Origin of the sequence: Bacillus sp. XF8 (assembly GCF_017498755.1) — a bacterium.
Classification (GTDB): Bacteria; Bacillota; Bacilli; order Bacillales; family Bacillaceae_G; genus Bacillus_A; species Bacillus_A bingmayongensis.
Genome location: NZ_JAGDQK010000016.1, coordinates 71,679 through 88,301 on the forward strand (window position 1 = coordinate 71,679; position 16,623 = coordinate 88,301).

The window sequence follows — 16,623 nt, forward strand, 5'->3', positions numbered from 1 at the left end:
ACTTTACTTATTTCAGAAAGTATTTTTCAATGTCATCCAACATAAGATTTGCAGCTTTAATACCGCCTGCTGTATTCCAAATAACTTCATCTACTTCAAATACTTTATTATTTTTGGAAGCTTGTAGCTGTTTAAAGAGTGGGTCTTCTGTCCATTCTTTCGCTATTGTATTTCCTTCATTATTTTTATCAGCATTTTTATCCGATGTGAAATAGAATAAGTAGTCTCCATCCATATTCGGAATTTGCTCTTTTGTAACACCTTTTATCGCAAAGTCATCCTTATCTTGAAGTGGTGGTCGTTTAAATCCGATATCATTTAAAACAACACCAGAGAATGAATTCTTTTGATAAATACGAACATCGCCTGGAACGAAACGAATGATAGAAACTTTAGATGACACTTTATCTCCTAGTTTCTCTTTGATTCCTTCAATGCGCTTCTTATAATCAGCCAGCGCTTTTTGACCTTCTTTTTCTTTATTTACTGCTTTTGTGTATAATGCAAAGTTTTCTTTCCAATCTCCGCGTAGTGTTTCAGCATAAACAGTAGGTGCAATCTCTTTTAATTGTTCATATACTTTTTCATGACGCATTTTATTCCCAATAATTAAATCAGGCTTTAGTTTCATAATTGCCTCTAAGTTAACGTCACGCTCAGTTCCTACAACTTTTGTATCTTTCAATTCTTTTGCTAAGTGCGGATACCATTCATCACCAGCTCTTGGTTTTGTGGAACCAACCGGTGTAACTCCGACCGCTAAAAGTGCCTCAGCACCTTCATTTGTCAGGACAACGACTCTTTTAGGTGTCCCTTTAATCGTTGTTTCTCCCATCGCATGCTTAATGACATACGAATCTGTTCCTTTTGCTGCTGCATTCGTTTCTTTCTTCTCTTCTTTGCCACACCCTGCAATCATAACCATTAACATTACAATGCATAGAATAAAGATATTTTTAGTCTGGATCATATTTCCTCCTGGGTGAAATTGATTATCATTAACATTTTAAAGGTTAATGTATAGACTGAAAGTTGTCAATATATATTTAAAAACTTTTCTAGAATATATTTTCTCAAGTTCATCCTATCAATTAACTCGACAGATACGAAAAATAAACAGGCAAACAACAGTAATTGTCATCCCAATCAATACATAACGTACATAATGCATATCTGGAATTTCCTTTTTCAACACGAATTGCATAGCTAGTACAATGATAAGTCCAATTAACACTTTTATAATTTGCAATTTTAATATATTATTTTCTCACAAAAAGCCCCTCCCTCTATGTTCTTCTGTTTGCAAGACATTCAAGGCAGGGGGGCATTTAATTCCATTGGTAATCGTTGATATTTTAATATTGATTGTATCTGATATAAGATGGGTCATAATAAATCCATTGATTGCCTCCAAGGTTTAGCCAACCATTTTGATTTGTGTATACTAAATACGATTCTGGAGGATTTAGCTTTCGAATGACTGAAGATGACGTTGATGGACCGCTTCTTAAATTCACATTCGTTCCTTGAATGTTCGCCACTCCAATCGGTCTACCATCGCTATTTCCGTATTTCACAAAATCAATATACGATGGATCATTATATACCCATTGCCCTGCCCCTAAATCTAACCAGCCGTTACTTTCCTGATACACTACATACGATTCTGGAGCATTTAATTGACGAATGACTGAAGATGCTGTTGATGGGCCACTTCTTAAATTTACGTTCTTCCCGCGAATATATGCTACGCCTATTGTTTGAGGTGCTGGAGTTGGTGGTTTTGGGTTTGGGGGATTGGGATTTGCCGTTAACCCTAAAATTGCAGCAATTCCTCTTGCATATGCTTGGCATAAATCTTCTATAAACTGCGGATTTTTTAATAAATTTGCATCAAAAGTTGTATCAATAAAAGCTGTTTCTGTTAATATAGCATCCATAGCTGTTTCCCTTAGTACTGCGTAATTGGCCTTTTTCGCACCACGATCACGCAAACCGTATTTCGTTAAAACAGGATTAACTGCTGCATGCATCTTTTGTTGTTTGGCTGCTACAGAACTGCTATCTGATAGTCCGTTATAAATATAACTTTCAAAACCTGTTCCACCGCCACTATTAATATGAAATGAGATGAAAAAATCTGCTCCGAAAGAATTAGCAATATTCGCACGTTCAGATAATGCAATAAATACATCACTATCGCGTATCATCTTAATATTAATTGTATAATTTGCAAGTAAAATATCTCGAACACGCCTAGCAATTTGAAGTGTTAGATTTTTTTCAACCAAACCGTTTCCAACAGCACCGGAATCGTATCCACCGTGACCTGCATCTATAATTAGCTTCATATACCATTTCCTTTCTGTATTTAATGGAGCTTATATTTATGCTCGTCCTATTTTATGTACAACATAAAGATTTGGTTACAAAACAAACAAAAAACCCCCTTATGTAAGGCGGTTTCCATCGTCCCGATTGAGCCAATTTAAAATAAATATGTACGACTGATAATGAATATGCCGGATACAAAATAAACAAACAAGAATAGCTATTCCAATTCCACTATATATTAAGCCAAACTTCAAAAAAATGTTCAACATTGGCGGAAAGTGGATTGCATTTTGTAATATATACAAAGTAAAAAACAGAATACAAAATACCGGAATGTATTGCCATTCATACGGTTTACGCTTTTTATGCATCTTTTTCCGAATGAAAATTTGGCATAGTTCTGCTACTACAAAACAACCCCCTATTAGTAAAAAACCAGACGTCATCGTCATACATCCACCTGCCTTATGTTCATTTCTTCCCTTAGGTATCTCCTTTCCTTCTAAAAGCGTTTTATGTACATTTCACCATTCCATATAAAGCCAAGTCCCTCTATAAAAGATTTAGCTTGTTCAGTTAAATCCCCTTGTAACACCTGGATATCCTTTATATCTCTACGCTTCATCATTTCCTCAAATGTAAAATAAGCGTTTGTTCCATAGCCGTAACCTTGGTAATCAAAATGAATCATTAAATTAGATAATATCGCATGCTCACCTTGTGCCGTATAATCCATTACACCAATATATGTATCATCAACTTTTATACAATATTGAACTTCCTTCCTATTTAAACCATGAGAAACAAACATTTCTTCAACAACTTTTTTTGTCTCTGTATTCACTTTTTCAAACGTAATCATATTTTGTCCACCCTCTTATTCTTATTGTATCAAGCACAATACATATTTATGAAAAAAACCTTAAGATCGTATACGATCTTAAGGTTTTCCTACTTATACTAAGCTATACGCACGCTTTGTTTCTTCATGAAACTCATTTGTATCATATTTATGCTCAACATAAATTTGGTGCCATACCATAAATGCAAGTACTGTCCAAATTTTACGGCTATAATCGCCTTTATCTGCACAATGCGCTTCCAGTAAGTTTAATACGTACTGTTTGTCGATTAAATGCTCTGTTTTGCTTTCTTTAATAATATTAACAGCCCAGTCGTGCATTTCATCTTTTAACCAGTGACGAATCGGCACTGGGAAGCCAAGCTTTTTACGATCTAATACGTGATCTGGAACGATTCCGCGCACTGCTTCACGTAAAATTGCTTTTGTCGTTCCGTTTGCAATTTTTAATTCTGTTGGAATTTTAGACGCAACGTCAAATACTTCTTTATCTAAGAATGGTACACGAAGTTCTAATGAATTTGCCATCGTCATTTTATCAGCTTTTAATAAAATGTCACCACGTAGCCATGTGAACATGTCGATGTATTGCATTTTGCTAACATCGTCATAATCTTTAATTTCATTATACAATGGTTTCGTGATATCCATGTAGTTAACACTCTCATTGTAATACTTCATTAATTCAGCTTTTTCTTCTTCACGGAAGATTTTCGCATTACCATAGTAACGTTCTTCAATTGGTGTACATCCGCGCTCTAAGAAGCTTTTCCCTTTAAATCCTTCTTTAAGCGCACCACTTAATGCTTTTAAGACGCTTTTACCTGGAGTAGGGATGTAAGAGAACATTTTTAAAGAATTTGGCTCACGATAAATGTTATATCCACCAAACAGCTCGTCTGCACCTTCACCAGAAAGAACTACTGTTACATGCTTACGTGCTTCTTTTGCTACGAAGTACAATGGTACAGCAGCTGGATCAGCTAAAGGATCATCCATATGCCAAATGATTTTTGGGAATTCGTTCATGAATTCTTTTGCTGTAATAAAGACACTATGGTTTGTTACACCTAGTTTTTCTGCAGTTTCTTTTGCAACGTCAACTTCACTGAAGCCGCGGCGTTCGAAACCAACAGAGAATGTTAAAAGATTTGGATTCATTTCTCTTGCAATAGAAGCAATGATAGATGAATCGATACCACCAGATAAGAATGAACCTACCGGCACATCACTACGCATATGAACTTTTACAGAATCATATAATACATCGCGAATCGCTTGAATGTGCTCCTCTTTCGTTGCATTTGAAGCATTGAAATACGGTTTCCAGTAACGATGAATTTCCATCTCTTTACCGATTTCTTTTACAAAATAATGACCAGGTTCAATTTTGTTAATATCAGTTGTTAACGTTTCTGGCTCTGGACCATATTGATACGTAAAGTAATGTTGTAATGAAGTTGGGTTTACTCCTTTATCTTGCATTACATGCATAATACTTTTCTTCTCAGATGCAAAGAATGTTGTATCACCTTGCTCCGCGATATATAACGGCTTAATACCGAAATGGTCACGTGCACCGAAAAGTTTCTTTTCTTCACGATCCCAAATCATAAATGCAAACATACCGCGAAGGTAATCAACACATTTCTCTTTCATGTGTGCATACAAAGCAAGGATAACTTCTGTATCAGATTGCGTTGCAAACGTTGCACCTTTTTCAAGTAGCATTTCACGTAATTCTACATAGTTGTAAATTTCACCATTAAAAATAATTACATATCGATCATTTTCATAAGTTAGCGGCTGATGTCCTGCCTCTAAGTCAATGATACTTAAACGGCGGAAGCCAAATTGTACATGTTCGTCACGAAAATATCCTTCGTCATCTGGACCACGGTGGAAAATAATCGTGTTCATATTTTCAAATTGATGTTTTTCTGTTTCTGAAAACTCTCTAGGGTTTTCACATAAACATCCTACAAAACCACACATACTTCTTACCCTCTTTCAGTTTTCATTCTGTTTCTATACTACTATATCAACCCTATTTATACTAGCATAATCAACTCAATATGGCGACAAAAACTATAAAAAAATCACTCCATTTCACATTTTACCCAATTTTTTTGAGTAAACATGAAAAATAGGCACTCACATTCGCACACATTTGTCATATGATATTGCAAATTGATTTCTAGGAGGCAAAAAACATGAGTGATGAAAAAAAAGATTCTTCGTCTCGTCCACCAATTCGTAGTTACTTAAAACAAATTGATGATTTTTTTGAACAAACACCATTGCGTGATGTAATTGCAGATATGAATCACTTTTTTCAAAAAGGAAACCGTTTATTAACATTCCCCGTGGACCTATATGAAGCTGGCGAAGAACTAGTCATAAAAGCAGAACTCCCAGGCGTTCAAAAGGAACAAATTCAAATAGAAATTCAAAATGAATACTTAAAAATCTCTGTTACAGAAGACATCATGGAAGAAACAAAAGATGAAGTTTCACATAATTACTATCGTCGTGAGCGATCCATGTCAGGAGCTTCTCGTATGATTAAACTTCCATATTTAATTAGGAAAAAAAGTGCGAAGGCCTCCTATCAAAATGGCATTTTAGAAATACGTGCTCCAAAACTTCCACAACAGCACGATATTTTATCCATAGATTAACCATTATATATTTTTTCCATATACCAAAAGAAGGATGCTCAGCATCCTTCTTTTATTCCACTAATCGTTTCATATCACGTAAAATGTCTTCGTATGGTGTATTACTAATTCCATTGTATTTCTTCATCACTTTACCCTCTTGATCGATTAGATAAAACGATGTTCCATGCATAACTTGATCTGTATTATCTGGCTTATCTACAAGCGTTTGGAAATTATCCTTTGCGAATTTTTTCACATCTTCTAATGAGTATCCTGTTAGCAAGTTCCAATTACTCGTGTCTTCTGTGAATTTTTGTATGAAAGCTTTTAAATTCTCTGGTTTATCAACCTCTGGATCTACGCTGAATGACACAAATTGAACATCTAACTTTTGGTCTTTTGCCATTTTTTGTAATTTCGCCATATTAGCAGTCATCGGAGGACAGACCGTTTGACAATTGGTAAACATAAAATTAGCTACCCATACTTTCCCTTTTAAATCTTTTGTTCCAAACTTTTTACCATCTTGATTTATGTATTGAAAAGTTTCTAAATCCCAATTTAATGGTTTACGGAGTTTTGATCCTGAGCCGCATCCTGCAAGTATAAATAAGCAAAAAACAACTATGAGACCAATCAGCTTTTGATAACGCTTCATTTTCAAACCTCTCTTCTCTTCCCTAAATTTATGTATGACATGTTTATCATAACAAAAGTAAACACTATGAGAAAATTGTTTATCCTATTTGTTCACGAAATCGTACCAATTTAAGTATGTTACTTCCTATTTTCGAGCGAATTACTAGACAAATGTTTTATTGTTTACTAATATTCTCTCCTTCTCGTCTCTTTACATAACAATTTTCAATACGTCACTCCTAGTTTTTCTACTTTGTAAAGATAGCCACCCTATTTTTTACAATTTTTTAATCGTTAATCAATTTTTCTTACTTTTTTCCTTAACAACATTTCGATACAATACAACTACAAAGATTTTAAATGAGGTGATGTTCATGGCAAAGCGCTATGAAAACATGGATAATGTTAGTACAAAAAAACCAATTCGCTCGTTTTTACGTTGGCGTAAAGAACGAAAACAAAACAAGAAAGATTTTTCTTATCTAGTAGAACAATCACCTGTCAAGCATGCTCAATTTTTACGAACGAATACTGAAAAAACAACGATTACATGGATAGGTCACTCAACATTCCTTATACAAACAAACGGGCTCAACATTTTAACAGATCCAGTATGGTCAAAAAAAATAAAGCTTGTACCAAGGCTAACGAGTCCCGGCCTTACATTACAAGAATTGCCCAAGATTGATATTGTCCTTATTTCACACGGTCATTATGATCATTTGGATTTTTCTACACTTCGTCAATTGAATTCAGATGTTCTATACTTAGTACCCACTGGATTAAAAAAAATATTTACCAGAAAAAAATTTATGCGAGTAGAAGAATATAATTGGTGGGAATCCACAAAAATTGATGATGTCGACTTTCACTTCGTACCAGCGCAGCACTGGACAAGAAGATCATTGTTTGATATGAATACTTCCCACTGGGGTGGGTGGGTTATCGATAACAGAACAACAGATGAAACGATTTATTTTTGTGGTGATAGTGGCTATTTCCGAGGATTTAAGGAAATTGGCAATCGATTTTCTATTGATATTGCCTTAATGCCTATTGGTGCATATGAACCAGAATGGTTTATGAAAGAATCACATGTTTCCCCTGAGGAAGCAGTGCAAGCCTATTTAGATGTAAAAGCAACTCATTTCATCCCAATGCATTACGGTACATTCGCACTCGCTGATGAGACACCGAGAGAGGCGATTACACGACTTCGTAACAATTGGAATTTACGTATGCTACCTTGGGAGCAACTTCACGTATTATTTCTTGGTCAAACGTATATTTCTCCCTCATCAACAAATGAGGAAAAAGAGCACAAACAAACATTAGATCATTCTCATGTATAACAAAGCTCTTTGGAAATACATTATATAGAGAAAAATGAAAAGGGTGTTTTCATGGAAAAATACTTGCAAACACGTTACATCATTAGCGGAAGCGCCTTTATTACTCTTCTTATCTCATATTTTCTATACTAGTAAAAAAAGCTACTTGAATGAATCATTCAAGTAGCTTTTTTTACTCAGCTAAATACATAAAACCAATTGCTCCTGGTCCTGTATGCGTACTTATAATTGGAGTTGTATAAAAAATTTCTGATTGTGTGAATCCACTAACTTTTTCAACAGCCGCTTTTACGCTTTCTGCTAACGGAAGTGCTTTCGCATGAGGAATAGCAACAGCCTTTACTACTTTTCCAGCTGTATCTTGCTCGAATAATTTCGCTAATGTTTTTACAATTTGTCCTTGGCTACGGACTTTTGTTACAGGGTTATATACACCATCTTCAAGGCTAGCAATCGGTTTAATATTTAATAAAGAACCAATGAATGCTTTTCCTTTTCCAATACGTCCACCTTTAACTAAATTTTCCAACGTATCTACAACTACATATAAACGAGTATTTTTTCTAACTTCATCAATACGATTTAAAATATCTTCTAACGAGCGTTCTTCTTTTGCCATTTTTGCAGCTTCAAGTACTTGATATGCTAAACCATGAGTAATAAATTGAGAATCAACAACCGTAACCTTTGTTTCTGTCATTGATGCAGCACTATTTGCCGTTGCAACTGTACCACTCATTCCACTTGTCATATGAATAGAAAGCACCTGACTTCCATCTTCTCCTAGCTTTTCATACATCTCTACAAATGATCCCATAGCAGGTTGTGATGTCTTTGGTAATTCTTCTGATTTCGCCATTTCTTCGATAAATTCATCGGGTTGTAAATCTACTCTATCTAAGTATGTTTGTCCATTTACAGAAATAGATAATGGGATAACATGAATATCATATTTCTCAATCACATCTTGTGATAAATCAGCCGTTGAATCTGTTACAATTTTAATTTTTTGCATATTTTACTTCTTCCCTTTCCAATACGCTCTCCTTGTTATTATACTAGTATTCCTAATGCTTTCAACCATTTAAAAGCATTTTTCAGTAAAAATCTTCTGTTTTATGGCTAAAAAGAAAACGACAGAGCACATTTGCCCTGTCTTATTTTAGACTATGCATTTTTTTCAAGTGAATTTGTTTGATACACATTCGAATAGTCATTCCACTTTAAGCAACTTTGTAAATATTCGCGAAAAGAGTATGAGAATCTCGGTTGTTTTTGTTTTTGAATTTTGGCAATAAATAGTTGAAGACGTGACTGAATTAGAAATGCTAATGGATGTTGTGCTTGTAGGACAGGAATTTCAAATATTTTGACACAATTCCCTGTTGAATGGGTGAAATAAAAACTTTTCATAATCACGATATCAATCCTCTTTTTTATTGGATTTATAACTTCAGTATAAACTTACAATGGTGAAAAGTTTGTCTAAATTTCGGAGATTCTATAATTTTTTTCTTCTTTATATTGTATACGATTACAAGTATAGTATAACAAATAAATAAAAAAAGTGCCTTTATAATGAGGCACTTTTTGATTCTGTATTCATTTCTCGTTTTATTTTCCGCTTATAAACAAGCTTTGATGCTGTAATACTTAATTCATAAATTACAAGAAGAGGTACCGCTACTGAAAAATCAGAAATAAAGTCTGGTGGTGTAATACAAACAGCGATAACAATTAAAATAAAATACGCATACCTTCTCACTTTTTGAAGTGCTATTGGATTGAGGACCCCTATGCTTGTTAAAAACATCGCAACGACGGGAAGTTCAAAAATCACCGCAAACGGTACAGTCATATTCATCACAAATGAAAAATACTTTTCTGTCGTAAACATTGTTTGAAACATATCATCACCAAGACTCATTAAAAATTGCAAAACAAATGGTAAAATCAAAAAATAGCCAAAGCAAAGTCCGCCAATAAACAATAAAAATAATGCCGGTATATAAAGAATCGTCATTTTGCGTTCATGCTGATGTAATGCTGGTTTGACAAATAACCAAATTTGTAATGCTGCGATTGGTATTGTACATACAATCGAAAAAACAGCCGCTATCACAAAATAAATCCATAAAATATCACTCGGACCTAAAACAGTTAATTTCATATTTAAATCTTTTACGATAAAATTATATATTTCTTTCGTAAACGAAAAACCAATGACAATAAAAAATAGAAACGTCAGCGCTGTTATAATGAGTCGCTTTCTTAACTCACCAAGATGCTCTGTGACACTCATTTCTTGATTGCCCACTCTTATCACCACATTCCCTACTCACTGGAAAGCCATAAGCTCAAAATAATCTAGTGAAGCTTATTTCTTTCCCTCTGTATCATCATGCAATCCTTTTGTAGACTTTTTAAATTCTTTTAACGTTTCTCCAAATGCCCGTCCAATTTCAGGTAACTTTTTAGGACCAAAAATAATTAAAGCGAGTACCAAAATTAATATTAAACCTGGAAACCCAATGTTCATTGGCATATTTCTTCCCCCTTATTGTCGCTTAATTTCATTTTGTCAAAAAAGTTTGTAAACGTCAATGTATCCGCTGTCTTTTGTCAAAAAAATTCAAAAATATAATCAATTAAACAATTTTCATTTTCTATTTCTTTTGTATATGATATTGTAAAAGAAAATACATCTTATTTCATCATGTGAGAAAGGATTCGACTCATGACTCAAAAAGTAACACGGATGACAAGGTTTGTAAAAGAAGAAATTGCCAACGCAATTACTCATGGCATCGGTGCCATTTTAAGTATTCCGGCTTTGATTATATTAATTATTCATGCCTCAAAGCATGGCACAGCTTCTGCTGTTGTTGGATTTACTGTTTACGGTGTAAGCATGTTTCTACTATATTTATTTTCGACGCTATTACACAGCATCCACCATCCAAAAGTAGAAAAGTTATTTACGATTTTAGATCACTCCGCCATCTATCTATTGATTGCTGGCACATATACACCATTTTTACTGATTACTCTGCGAGGTCCACTTGGCTGGACATTACTTGCAATTATTTGGACGCTTGCTATCGGTGGGATTATTTTTAAAATTTTCTTTGTACGCCGTTTTATCAAAATGTCAACACTGTGCTACATCATTATGGGATGGCTCATTATCGTCGCCATCAAACCACTTTATGAAAACTTAACCGGGCACGGATTTTCACTATTGTTAATCGGTGGGATTCTATATTCCGTAGGAGCAATCTTCTTCCTTTGGGAAAAACTCCCCTTCAACCATGCAATTTGGCATCTTTTTGTATTAGGTGGTAGCACAATGATGTTTTTCTGCGTATTGTTTTATGTATTGCCTGTTGCATAAAAAAGTCTCAGCTTTTTCAAGCTGAGACTTTTCTATTACTTATGTAATTGAGCTGCAATAATATCTTTCGTATACTGCGTTAGTTCTTTAACATCCATACTTGCATATTGCTCCGGTGTAATTGGTTTTGAAATGGTTACTGTTGCCTGCGCAGGCTTCATACGATTTCCATTTGCTTCAAACATCTTATATGTTCCATCCAGTGTTACCGGCAATATAGCCACACCCGATTTTACCGCAAGATGAAAACTCCCTGCTTTAAAATCTCCCATTTCACCGCCTTTACTGCGCGTTCCTTCTGGGAAAATCACAATTGAATGACCATTCTTTAATAATTCGATTCCATCTTTAATAGCTTGAAGAGACTGACGACGATTACTGCGATCCATAAACACACAATTCATCAATTCCATCCAAGTTGGTACAAGCGGAAATTTCTTAATTTCTGCTTTTGAAACAAATCCAATTGGTTTATTTAAGTACCCAAGTAAAACTGGAATATCCATGTCACTTTGATGATTACTTACAACAAGTACAGGCTTATCTTTCGGCACATTTTCAAGTCCGTTTACTTGTACAGTCGATCCGGCTACACGAACCATTTTCTTACCAAACCAGTTTGTTGTTTTATACACGAGGCGATCTTTTTCTTGTGGCGACATCGTATTTGCTTTACGCTTTATACGCCATAACCTCGGTGTAATACCAATTACAATTAAAATTAAATAAAAGATTTTAAAAAACGTTTGAATCATATAGAACCCCCACCTATTATCACTCCGTCATTCATTATACTAGACAAACGAAGGAAAAAGAAGAAAAAATGTCCAAACGACAAGCGTTTGGACATTTTTGAGTTTTCTATATTAGAAACGTTTTGCTAATTCACGTGCATTTGTAATTGCCGCTTCTTTAATTTCTGTTGCTTTTTCAGGATTTGCATTCATACCTTCAACTGCAAGATATTCTACATCAGATACACCCATAAATCCTAATACTGCATTCAAATGGTTACGGCCGAAGTCCATTGCTGCATATGGTCCTTCAGAATATACGCCACCTGTAGCTTGAATGTGAAGTGCTTTTTTACCTTCTAGTAAACCAACAGGTCCATTTTCAGTATATTTAAATGTTTTACCTGCAATAGATAAGTTATCTAAGTATGCTTTTACTACTGGTGGATAGCTGAAGTTCCACATTGGTGTTACAAACACATAACGATCTGCATTCATAAATGTTTCTAAGTTTGTATTCATAACTGCAACTTTTTGTTGTTGACTTTCACTTAATGTTTCAAAACCTTCACCTGCTGCAAATTTACCCCAAGCAGCAAATACTTCAGCATCAATTGCTGGTACAGTTGTATTAAATAAGTCAATTGTTACTACTTCATCTTGTGGATGTTCATTTTTATATGCTTCGATAAAAGCTTCCCCTACTGCCATACCGAAAGATGCTTCTGCAGAGTTTGGATTTGCTGTAATAAATAGTACTTTTGTCATTTTTATTCTCTCCCTTAATGATTATCTTTAATTTGAGATTTCTAATTAAAAAGTAAATTACTTACCTTATGTAAGTAATGATACAAAAACATCTCCCTAATGTCAATAAAAAATAGCTACTTTTTTTTCGTAAGTTAATATAATTATTCATCACTTGTTTTTTGCTTCATATAGAAAAAGCTATCTCCTTTCGTGGAGATAGCTTTTTGTTAACTATTACTTTTGAAAAATATGTTTCACTTTCTCACCCGGTACGTTACTTCCACCTCGACCTTTTACGTCCTCGATCATCATCGTTACAATCATGTTAGGTGAATTTGCATCAAAAGCAGCGAACCATCCAAGTTCTTTTCCCTCTGCTTCTTTTGATTCTTTTAACTCAGCTGTTCCCGTTTTTCCAGCGAGAGTCATTCCATCAATCTTAGCGATTTTCCCTGTACCATCTTCATCATTAATTACTTTTGTTAGCGCATTTTTTAATATATCTTGGTTTCCTTTAGAAATCACATTTTCTTTCCAAGGTTTAGCTTGTTTATCATCTTTAATCAAGTGTGGAGACGGTATATCACCTTCATTTACAATTGGTGCATACGTTAATGCTAAATGAAGAGGTGTCATTAATACTTGGCCTTGTCCATACCCTGTATCAGCCATTTGAATATCATTTTTAATACCATCTTTTGCAATTTTTGAAACTGGGAATCCATATTCAATTGGTAATTTTTCATCGAATCCAAATTTCTTTGCTTCACTCATAAATTTATCTTTACCAATTTTTAAAGCTTCTTGTGCAAAGTAAATGTTATCAGAAAACTTCATTGCTTTGTCAAAATCAATTGGACTCGCATCTTTTACACGTGTTACATAATAATTTCCCCATGAAGAATCTTTTGTCCATTGTAATCCTTCTATTTTCAATTCCTCTTTTGGATCAATTGTTTTCGTTTCAAGACCGATTGCACCTGTAATTGCTTTAAATACAGAGCCTGGTGCGGATGCTTGTGTAAAGCGATTTGTCATTGGCTTTTTCGGATCGTTATTCCACGCTTCACGTTGCGCTTTTGATGCACCTCTTACCATTACATTTGGGTTATATGCAGGGCTACTAACAAGTGCAATTGTTTCACCAGTTTGCGGATTTATCGCTGCACTTGACCCAGCTTCTCCCTTCATTTCATTAAAGATTTTTTCTTGAACAGCACCATCAATTGTTAAAGTAATATTTTTTCCATCTTTCGCTTCTTTTTTCGCTAAATCTTTTATTTCTTTTCCTTGCGCATCTTCCATGAAGACACGGCCACCCTTTTCGCCGCGCAATTCATCTTCAAATATTTGCTCTAAGCCAGCTTTCCCAACTGGGTCATCTGCTTGATAACCTTTTTTCTGAAGGGTCTTTAAGTCTTCTGCACTTACTTTTCCCATGTACCCCGTTAAGTGTGCTGCCGCTTCTCCTAATGGATATGTACGAACTTTTACTGGGCGCGATGAAACTCCTGGCAAATCAATATAATCATTTTGCGTTGCACCTTCTTGTAAAATACCGATTGGCACAAAATAATCTGGTTTCACCCATTTAGCCGCAAGCTTTTGATCAATTTCTTCTACAGACATATTAAGTAGTTTCGCTACTGTTTCTTTTGTCTGCGGTGCAGCATCTCCTAATTGCCCTGGAATCATTCCAATTTCAGATGCCGTGCCATTTGTTATGAGCCCTTTTTCATTACGATCATATATTTCCCCGCGCTTCGCTTGAAACGTTTGCATGCGTATTTTGCTGTCTTTCGTCATTCCTGGAAAAATGTAATCTGGAGTCCAATCTATTTTCCAAGATTCTTTATCTCCATCTTTCTCTTTCACAAGCTTTGCTTCGTGCGAAAAGGAAATCTTTCCACCAACTGTATCCATACTCACTTTAAAAGGAACTGGTCCTTTATCTGCTTTATCCTCTTTTACTTCTCCTGTTTCTACCTTCAGATTTTTAACTTCAATACCCGCGTAAATCTTTTCGTACTTCTCAGTAAAATCTTTTTTTGAAATAGATTTTTTCGCATTTTCTGATAACAAATCATACATATCTGCAAATTTTTGTTTATTCCACGCTTTTGCATATGTATCAAATGCTTGTGCTGGCTTTTCTTCTTTACCGCATCCTACTAGCATGAGTGTGAAGCAAAGAAAAAGCAGCCCCCATAGTTTTTTCAACCGATTCTCCTCCTTTAGCTAAGCAAAGAAATACTAGATATAAATCTTTCTTTTATGAATTTTTCCTAGGCTACTAATACTTACAGCCTCTACCATTATATCACCAAAAAAGTTCATTCATAAAGCTTTATCTTGTTATCTAGATAAAAAGATTGATGTGAACATCCACATCAATCTTTTTTATGATTATTGTTGTTTTTCGTATATGTGATAGTAATATGTATACGGGTTCTTTTCATCCGTAACGCCTTTTTCTACAAAAACTTCTTTCCACTCTTTCATATTCATTTCCGGGAAGAATGTATCTCCTCCAAATGAATGATGGATCTTTGTGATATAAAGCTTGTTTACATATGGTAAAAATAATTCGTAAATTTGCGCTCCACCAAAAATGAAAATTTCTTCTTCATTTTTACATAGCTCAAACACTTCTTCTACTGAATGCGCAATTTCACAGCCTTCTACATGATAATTCATATTGCGCGTAACAATAATATTTCGTCTTCCTGGAAGCGGCCTTCCGATCGCTTCATAATTTTTTCTTCCCATAATAAGTGAGTGCCCCATTGTGGTCTTCTTAACATATTGCAATTCACTTGGTAAATGCCATGGTAGCTTATTATCCTTACCGATGACTTTATTTTCATCCATTGCGACCATAAATGAAATAATCATATTTTCATCTCCTTTTGCGTTTACACTGCGACAGGTGCTTTAATTGCGGGATGTGGATCATAGCCTTCTAATGTTAAATCTTCCATTTCAAAGTCAAAAACAGACTTTACATCTGGGTTTAATTTTAACATTGGGAATGGGCGTGGTTCACGCGCTAACTGTTTTTCCACTTGCTCAAAATGATTTGTGTAAATATGCGCGTCTCCAATCGTATGAACGAACTCCCCTACTTCTAAACCACACTCATGCGCAATTAAATGTGTTAACAATGAATAGCTTGCAATATTAAATGGAATGCCAAGGAAAATATCACCGCTTCGTTGATATAACTGACATGATAGTTTTCCGTCTGCTACGTAAAATTGGAATAGCGTATGACAAGGTGGCAATGCCATGCTTGGCACATCTTCAGGATTCCAAGCAGAAACGAGTAAACGACGAGAATCTGGTGTTTTCTTAATCATTTCGATTACATCTTTTAACTGATCAATTGTCTCACCTGCTGTCGTTTTCCAAGCACGCCATTGTTTTCCGTATACATCTCCTAAATAGCCATACTGATTTGCAAAATCATCATCTTCTAGTACATTCTTTTTAAATAATTCCATTTGCTCATCGTATTGTTTCTTAAACTCTTCATCTTGCTGTGAGCGAAGTCCAAAGTCTGTCATATCTGGTCCTTCGTACGCATCACTTTCTACCCAGCTTTTAAACGCCCATTCATTCCAAATATTATTGTTATTTTGAAGTAAGTAGCGAATATTTGTATCACCTTTCATAAACCAAAGGAGTTCACTAGCTACTAAGCGGAATGGAACACGTTTTGTCGTTAATAAAGGGAATCCTTTGCTAAGGTCAAAACGCATTTGATATCCAAATACAGATACAGTCCCTGTTCCTGTACGATCTTCTTTTTTTGTACCATGCTCCATCACATGGCGGCACAAATTTAAGTATTCATATTCAGCATGTTTCATATGTAAGAAAAACCCTCTTTCAC

Annotated in this window: 18 protein-coding genes; 3 read left to right on the plus strand and 15 right to left on the minus strand. The window is 34.9% G+C overall.

Annotation, left to right across the window (positions count from 1 at the left end):
- Positions 1-7: 7 nt before the first annotated feature.
- From J4P91_RS10520 to asnB, 5 genes are all read right to left on the minus strand, one after another.
- Complete coding sequence (locus tag J4P91_RS10520; protein WP_017149711.1) at positions 8-970, minus strand: ABC transporter substrate-binding protein; 963 nt, start codon at positions 968-970, stop codon at positions 8-10.
- A gap of 385 nt (positions 971-1,355) precedes the next feature.
- Positions 1,356-2,351 carry an N-acetylmuramoyl-L-alanine amidase gene (locus tag J4P91_RS10525; RefSeq protein ID WP_207994062.1) on the minus strand — a complete coding sequence of 332 codons (996 nt, stop codon included), beginning with the start codon at positions 2,349-2,351 and terminating at the stop codon, positions 1,356-1,358.
- A 99-nt stretch (positions 2,352-2,450) separates the two neighbouring features.
- The gene (locus J4P91_RS10530) at positions 2,451-2,786 is read right to left on the minus strand and encodes a hypothetical protein (protein WP_207994064.1); all 336 of its coding nucleotides are present in this window, start codon (positions 2,784-2,786) and stop codon (positions 2,451-2,453) included.
- Between the two features lie 50 nt (positions 2,787-2,836).
- Complete coding sequence (locus J4P91_RS10535; protein WP_207994066.1) at positions 2,837-3,196, minus strand: GNAT family N-acetyltransferase; 360 nt, start codon at positions 3,194-3,196, stop codon at positions 2,837-2,839.
- Between the two features lie 93 nt (positions 3,197-3,289).
- The gene (asnB, locus tag J4P91_RS10540; RefSeq protein WP_207994068.1) at positions 3,290-5,191 is read right to left on the minus strand and encodes an asparagine synthase (glutamine-hydrolyzing); all 1,902 of its coding nucleotides are present in this window, start codon (positions 5,189-5,191) and stop codon (positions 3,290-3,292) included.
- 218 nt (positions 5,192-5,409) lie between these two features.
- Here asnB and J4P91_RS10545 point away from each other — a divergent pair, with 218 nt between their 5' ends.
- On the plus strand, positions 5,410-5,877 hold the full coding sequence (locus J4P91_RS10545; RefSeq protein ID WP_207994070.1) for an Hsp20/alpha crystallin family protein: 468 nt from the start codon (positions 5,410-5,412) through the stop codon (positions 5,875-5,877).
- A gap of 52 nt (positions 5,878-5,929) precedes the next feature.
- On the opposite strand, the gene J4P91_RS10550 is transcribed toward J4P91_RS10545, so the two are convergent.
- Positions 5,930-6,517 (minus strand): SCO family protein, encoded by a 588-nt coding sequence (locus J4P91_RS10550; protein ID WP_207994072.1) that lies wholly within the window; start codon positions 6,515-6,517, stop codon positions 5,930-5,932.
- A 355-nt stretch (positions 6,518-6,872) separates the two neighbouring features.
- Between J4P91_RS10550 and J4P91_RS10555 the strand changes: the two genes are divergently transcribed.
- Positions 6,873-7,850: an MBL fold metallo-hydrolase gene (locus J4P91_RS10555; RefSeq protein ID WP_207994074.1), complete on the plus strand. Its 978-nt coding sequence runs from the start codon at positions 6,873-6,875 to the stop codon at positions 7,848-7,850.
- A gap of 172 nt (positions 7,851-8,022) precedes the next feature.
- Here the strand turns inward: J4P91_RS10555 and J4P91_RS10560 are convergent, their stop codons facing one another.
- The 4 genes from J4P91_RS10560 to tatA all read right to left on the minus strand — a co-directional run bounded on the left by J4P91_RS10560 (position 8,023) and on the right by tatA (position 10,395).
- Positions 8,023-8,865 (minus strand): DegV family protein, encoded by an 843-nt coding sequence (locus J4P91_RS10560; RefSeq protein WP_207994076.1) that lies wholly within the window; start codon positions 8,863-8,865, stop codon positions 8,023-8,025.
- Positions 8,866-9,017: 152 nt separating this feature from the next.
- A complete protein-coding gene (locus tag J4P91_RS10565; RefSeq protein ID WP_017149721.1) occupies positions 9,018-9,269 on the minus strand; it encodes a DUF2535 family protein in 252 nt (83 codons plus the stop codon).
- A gap of 154 nt (positions 9,270-9,423) precedes the next feature.
- Complete coding sequence (gene tatC, locus J4P91_RS10570; protein ID WP_081584529.1) at positions 9,424-10,152, minus strand: twin-arginine translocase subunit TatC; 729 nt, start codon at positions 10,150-10,152, stop codon at positions 9,424-9,426.
- Positions 10,153-10,227: 75 nt separating this feature from the next.
- A complete protein-coding gene (gene tatA, locus J4P91_RS10575) occupies positions 10,228-10,395 on the minus strand; it encodes a twin-arginine translocase TatA/TatE family subunit (protein ID WP_017149723.1) in 168 nt (55 codons plus the stop codon).
- Between the two features lie 192 nt (positions 10,396-10,587).
- Between tatA and trhA the strand changes: the two genes are divergently transcribed.
- Positions 10,588-11,244, plus strand: coding sequence for a PAQR family membrane homeostasis protein TrhA (gene trhA / locus J4P91_RS10580; protein WP_017149724.1), 657 nt, complete (start codon positions 10,588-10,590; stop codon positions 11,242-11,244).
- A 35-nt stretch (positions 11,245-11,279) separates the two neighbouring features.
- On the opposite strand, the gene J4P91_RS10585 is transcribed toward trhA, so the two are convergent.
- The 5 genes from J4P91_RS10585 to J4P91_RS10605 all read right to left on the minus strand — a co-directional run bounded on the left by J4P91_RS10585 (position 11,280) and on the right by J4P91_RS10605 (position 16,600).
- Positions 11,280-11,999 carry a lysophospholipid acyltransferase family protein gene (locus tag J4P91_RS10585; protein ID WP_207994078.1) on the minus strand — a complete coding sequence of 240 codons (720 nt, stop codon included), beginning with the start codon at positions 11,997-11,999 and terminating at the stop codon, positions 11,280-11,282.
- A gap of 111 nt (positions 12,000-12,110) precedes the next feature.
- Positions 12,111-12,746 (minus strand): FMN-dependent NADH-azoreductase, encoded by a 636-nt coding sequence (locus J4P91_RS10590; protein ID WP_207994080.1) that lies wholly within the window; start codon positions 12,744-12,746, stop codon positions 12,111-12,113.
- A gap of 216 nt (positions 12,747-12,962) precedes the next feature.
- Positions 12,963-14,948: a penicillin-binding transpeptidase domain-containing protein gene (locus J4P91_RS10595; RefSeq protein ID WP_207994082.1), complete on the minus strand. Its 1,986-nt coding sequence runs from the start codon at positions 14,946-14,948 to the stop codon at positions 12,963-12,965.
- Between the two features lie 186 nt (positions 14,949-15,134).
- Positions 15,135-15,623: a dihydrofolate reductase gene (locus J4P91_RS10600; RefSeq protein WP_207994084.1), complete on the minus strand. Its 489-nt coding sequence runs from the start codon at positions 15,621-15,623 to the stop codon at positions 15,135-15,137.
- Positions 15,624-15,643: 20 nt separating this feature from the next.
- Complete coding sequence (locus J4P91_RS10605; RefSeq protein WP_017149729.1) at positions 15,644-16,600, minus strand: thymidylate synthase; 957 nt, start codon at positions 16,598-16,600, stop codon at positions 15,644-15,646.
- Between the last annotated feature and the right edge of the window lie 23 nt (positions 16,601-16,623).

Coding starts and splice junctions, on each gene's coding strand:
- J4P91_RS10520 (WP_017149711.1), bottom strand. CDS start 970: ATGATCCAGACTAAAAATATCTTTATTCTATGCATTGTAATGTTAATG.
- J4P91_RS10525 (WP_207994062.1), bottom strand. CDS start 2,351: ATGAAGCTAATTATAGATGCAGGTCACGGTGGATACGATTCCGGTGCT.
- J4P91_RS10530 (WP_207994064.1), bottom strand. CDS start 2,786: ATGACGATGACGTCTGGTTTTTTACTAATAGGGGGTTGTTTTGTAGTA.
- J4P91_RS10535 (WP_207994066.1), bottom strand. CDS start 3,196: ATGATTACGTTTGAAAAAGTGAATACAGAGACAAAAAAAGTTGTTGAA.
- asnB (WP_207994068.1), bottom strand. CDS start 5,191: ATGTGTGGTTTTGTAGGATGTTTATGTGAAAACCCTAGAGAGTTTTCA.
- J4P91_RS10545 (WP_207994070.1), top strand. CDS start 5,410: ATGAGTGATGAAAAAAAAGATTCTTCGTCTCGTCCACCAATTCGTAGT.
- J4P91_RS10550 (WP_207994072.1), bottom strand. CDS start 6,517: ATGAAGCGTTATCAAAAGCTGATTGGTCTCATAGTTGTTTTTTGCTTA.
- J4P91_RS10555 (WP_207994074.1), top strand. CDS start 6,873: ATGGCAAAGCGCTATGAAAACATGGATAATGTTAGTACAAAAAAACCA.
- J4P91_RS10560 (WP_207994076.1), bottom strand. CDS start 8,865: ATGCAAAAAATTAAAATTGTAACAGATTCAACGGCTGATTTATCACAA.
- tatC (WP_081584529.1), bottom strand. CDS start 10,152: ATGAGTGTCACAGAGCATCTTGGTGAGTTAAGAAAGCGACTCATTATA.
- tatA (WP_017149723.1), bottom strand. CDS start 10,395: ATGCCAATGAACATTGGGTTTCCAGGTTTAATATTAATTTTGGTACTC.
- trhA (WP_017149724.1), top strand. CDS start 10,588: ATGACTCAAAAAGTAACACGGATGACAAGGTTTGTAAAAGAAGAAATT.
- J4P91_RS10585 (WP_207994078.1), bottom strand. CDS start 11,999: ATGATTCAAACGTTTTTTAAAATCTTTTATTTAATTTTAATTGTAATT.
- J4P91_RS10590 (WP_207994080.1), bottom strand. CDS start 12,746: ATGACAAAAGTACTATTTATTACAGCAAATCCAAACTCTGCAGAAGCA.
- J4P91_RS10600 (WP_207994084.1), bottom strand. CDS start 15,623: ATGATTATTTCATTTATGGTCGCAATGGATGAAAATAAAGTCATCGGT.
- J4P91_RS10605 (WP_017149729.1), bottom strand. CDS start 16,600: ATGAAACATGCTGAATATGAATACTTAAATTTGTGCCGCCATGTGATG.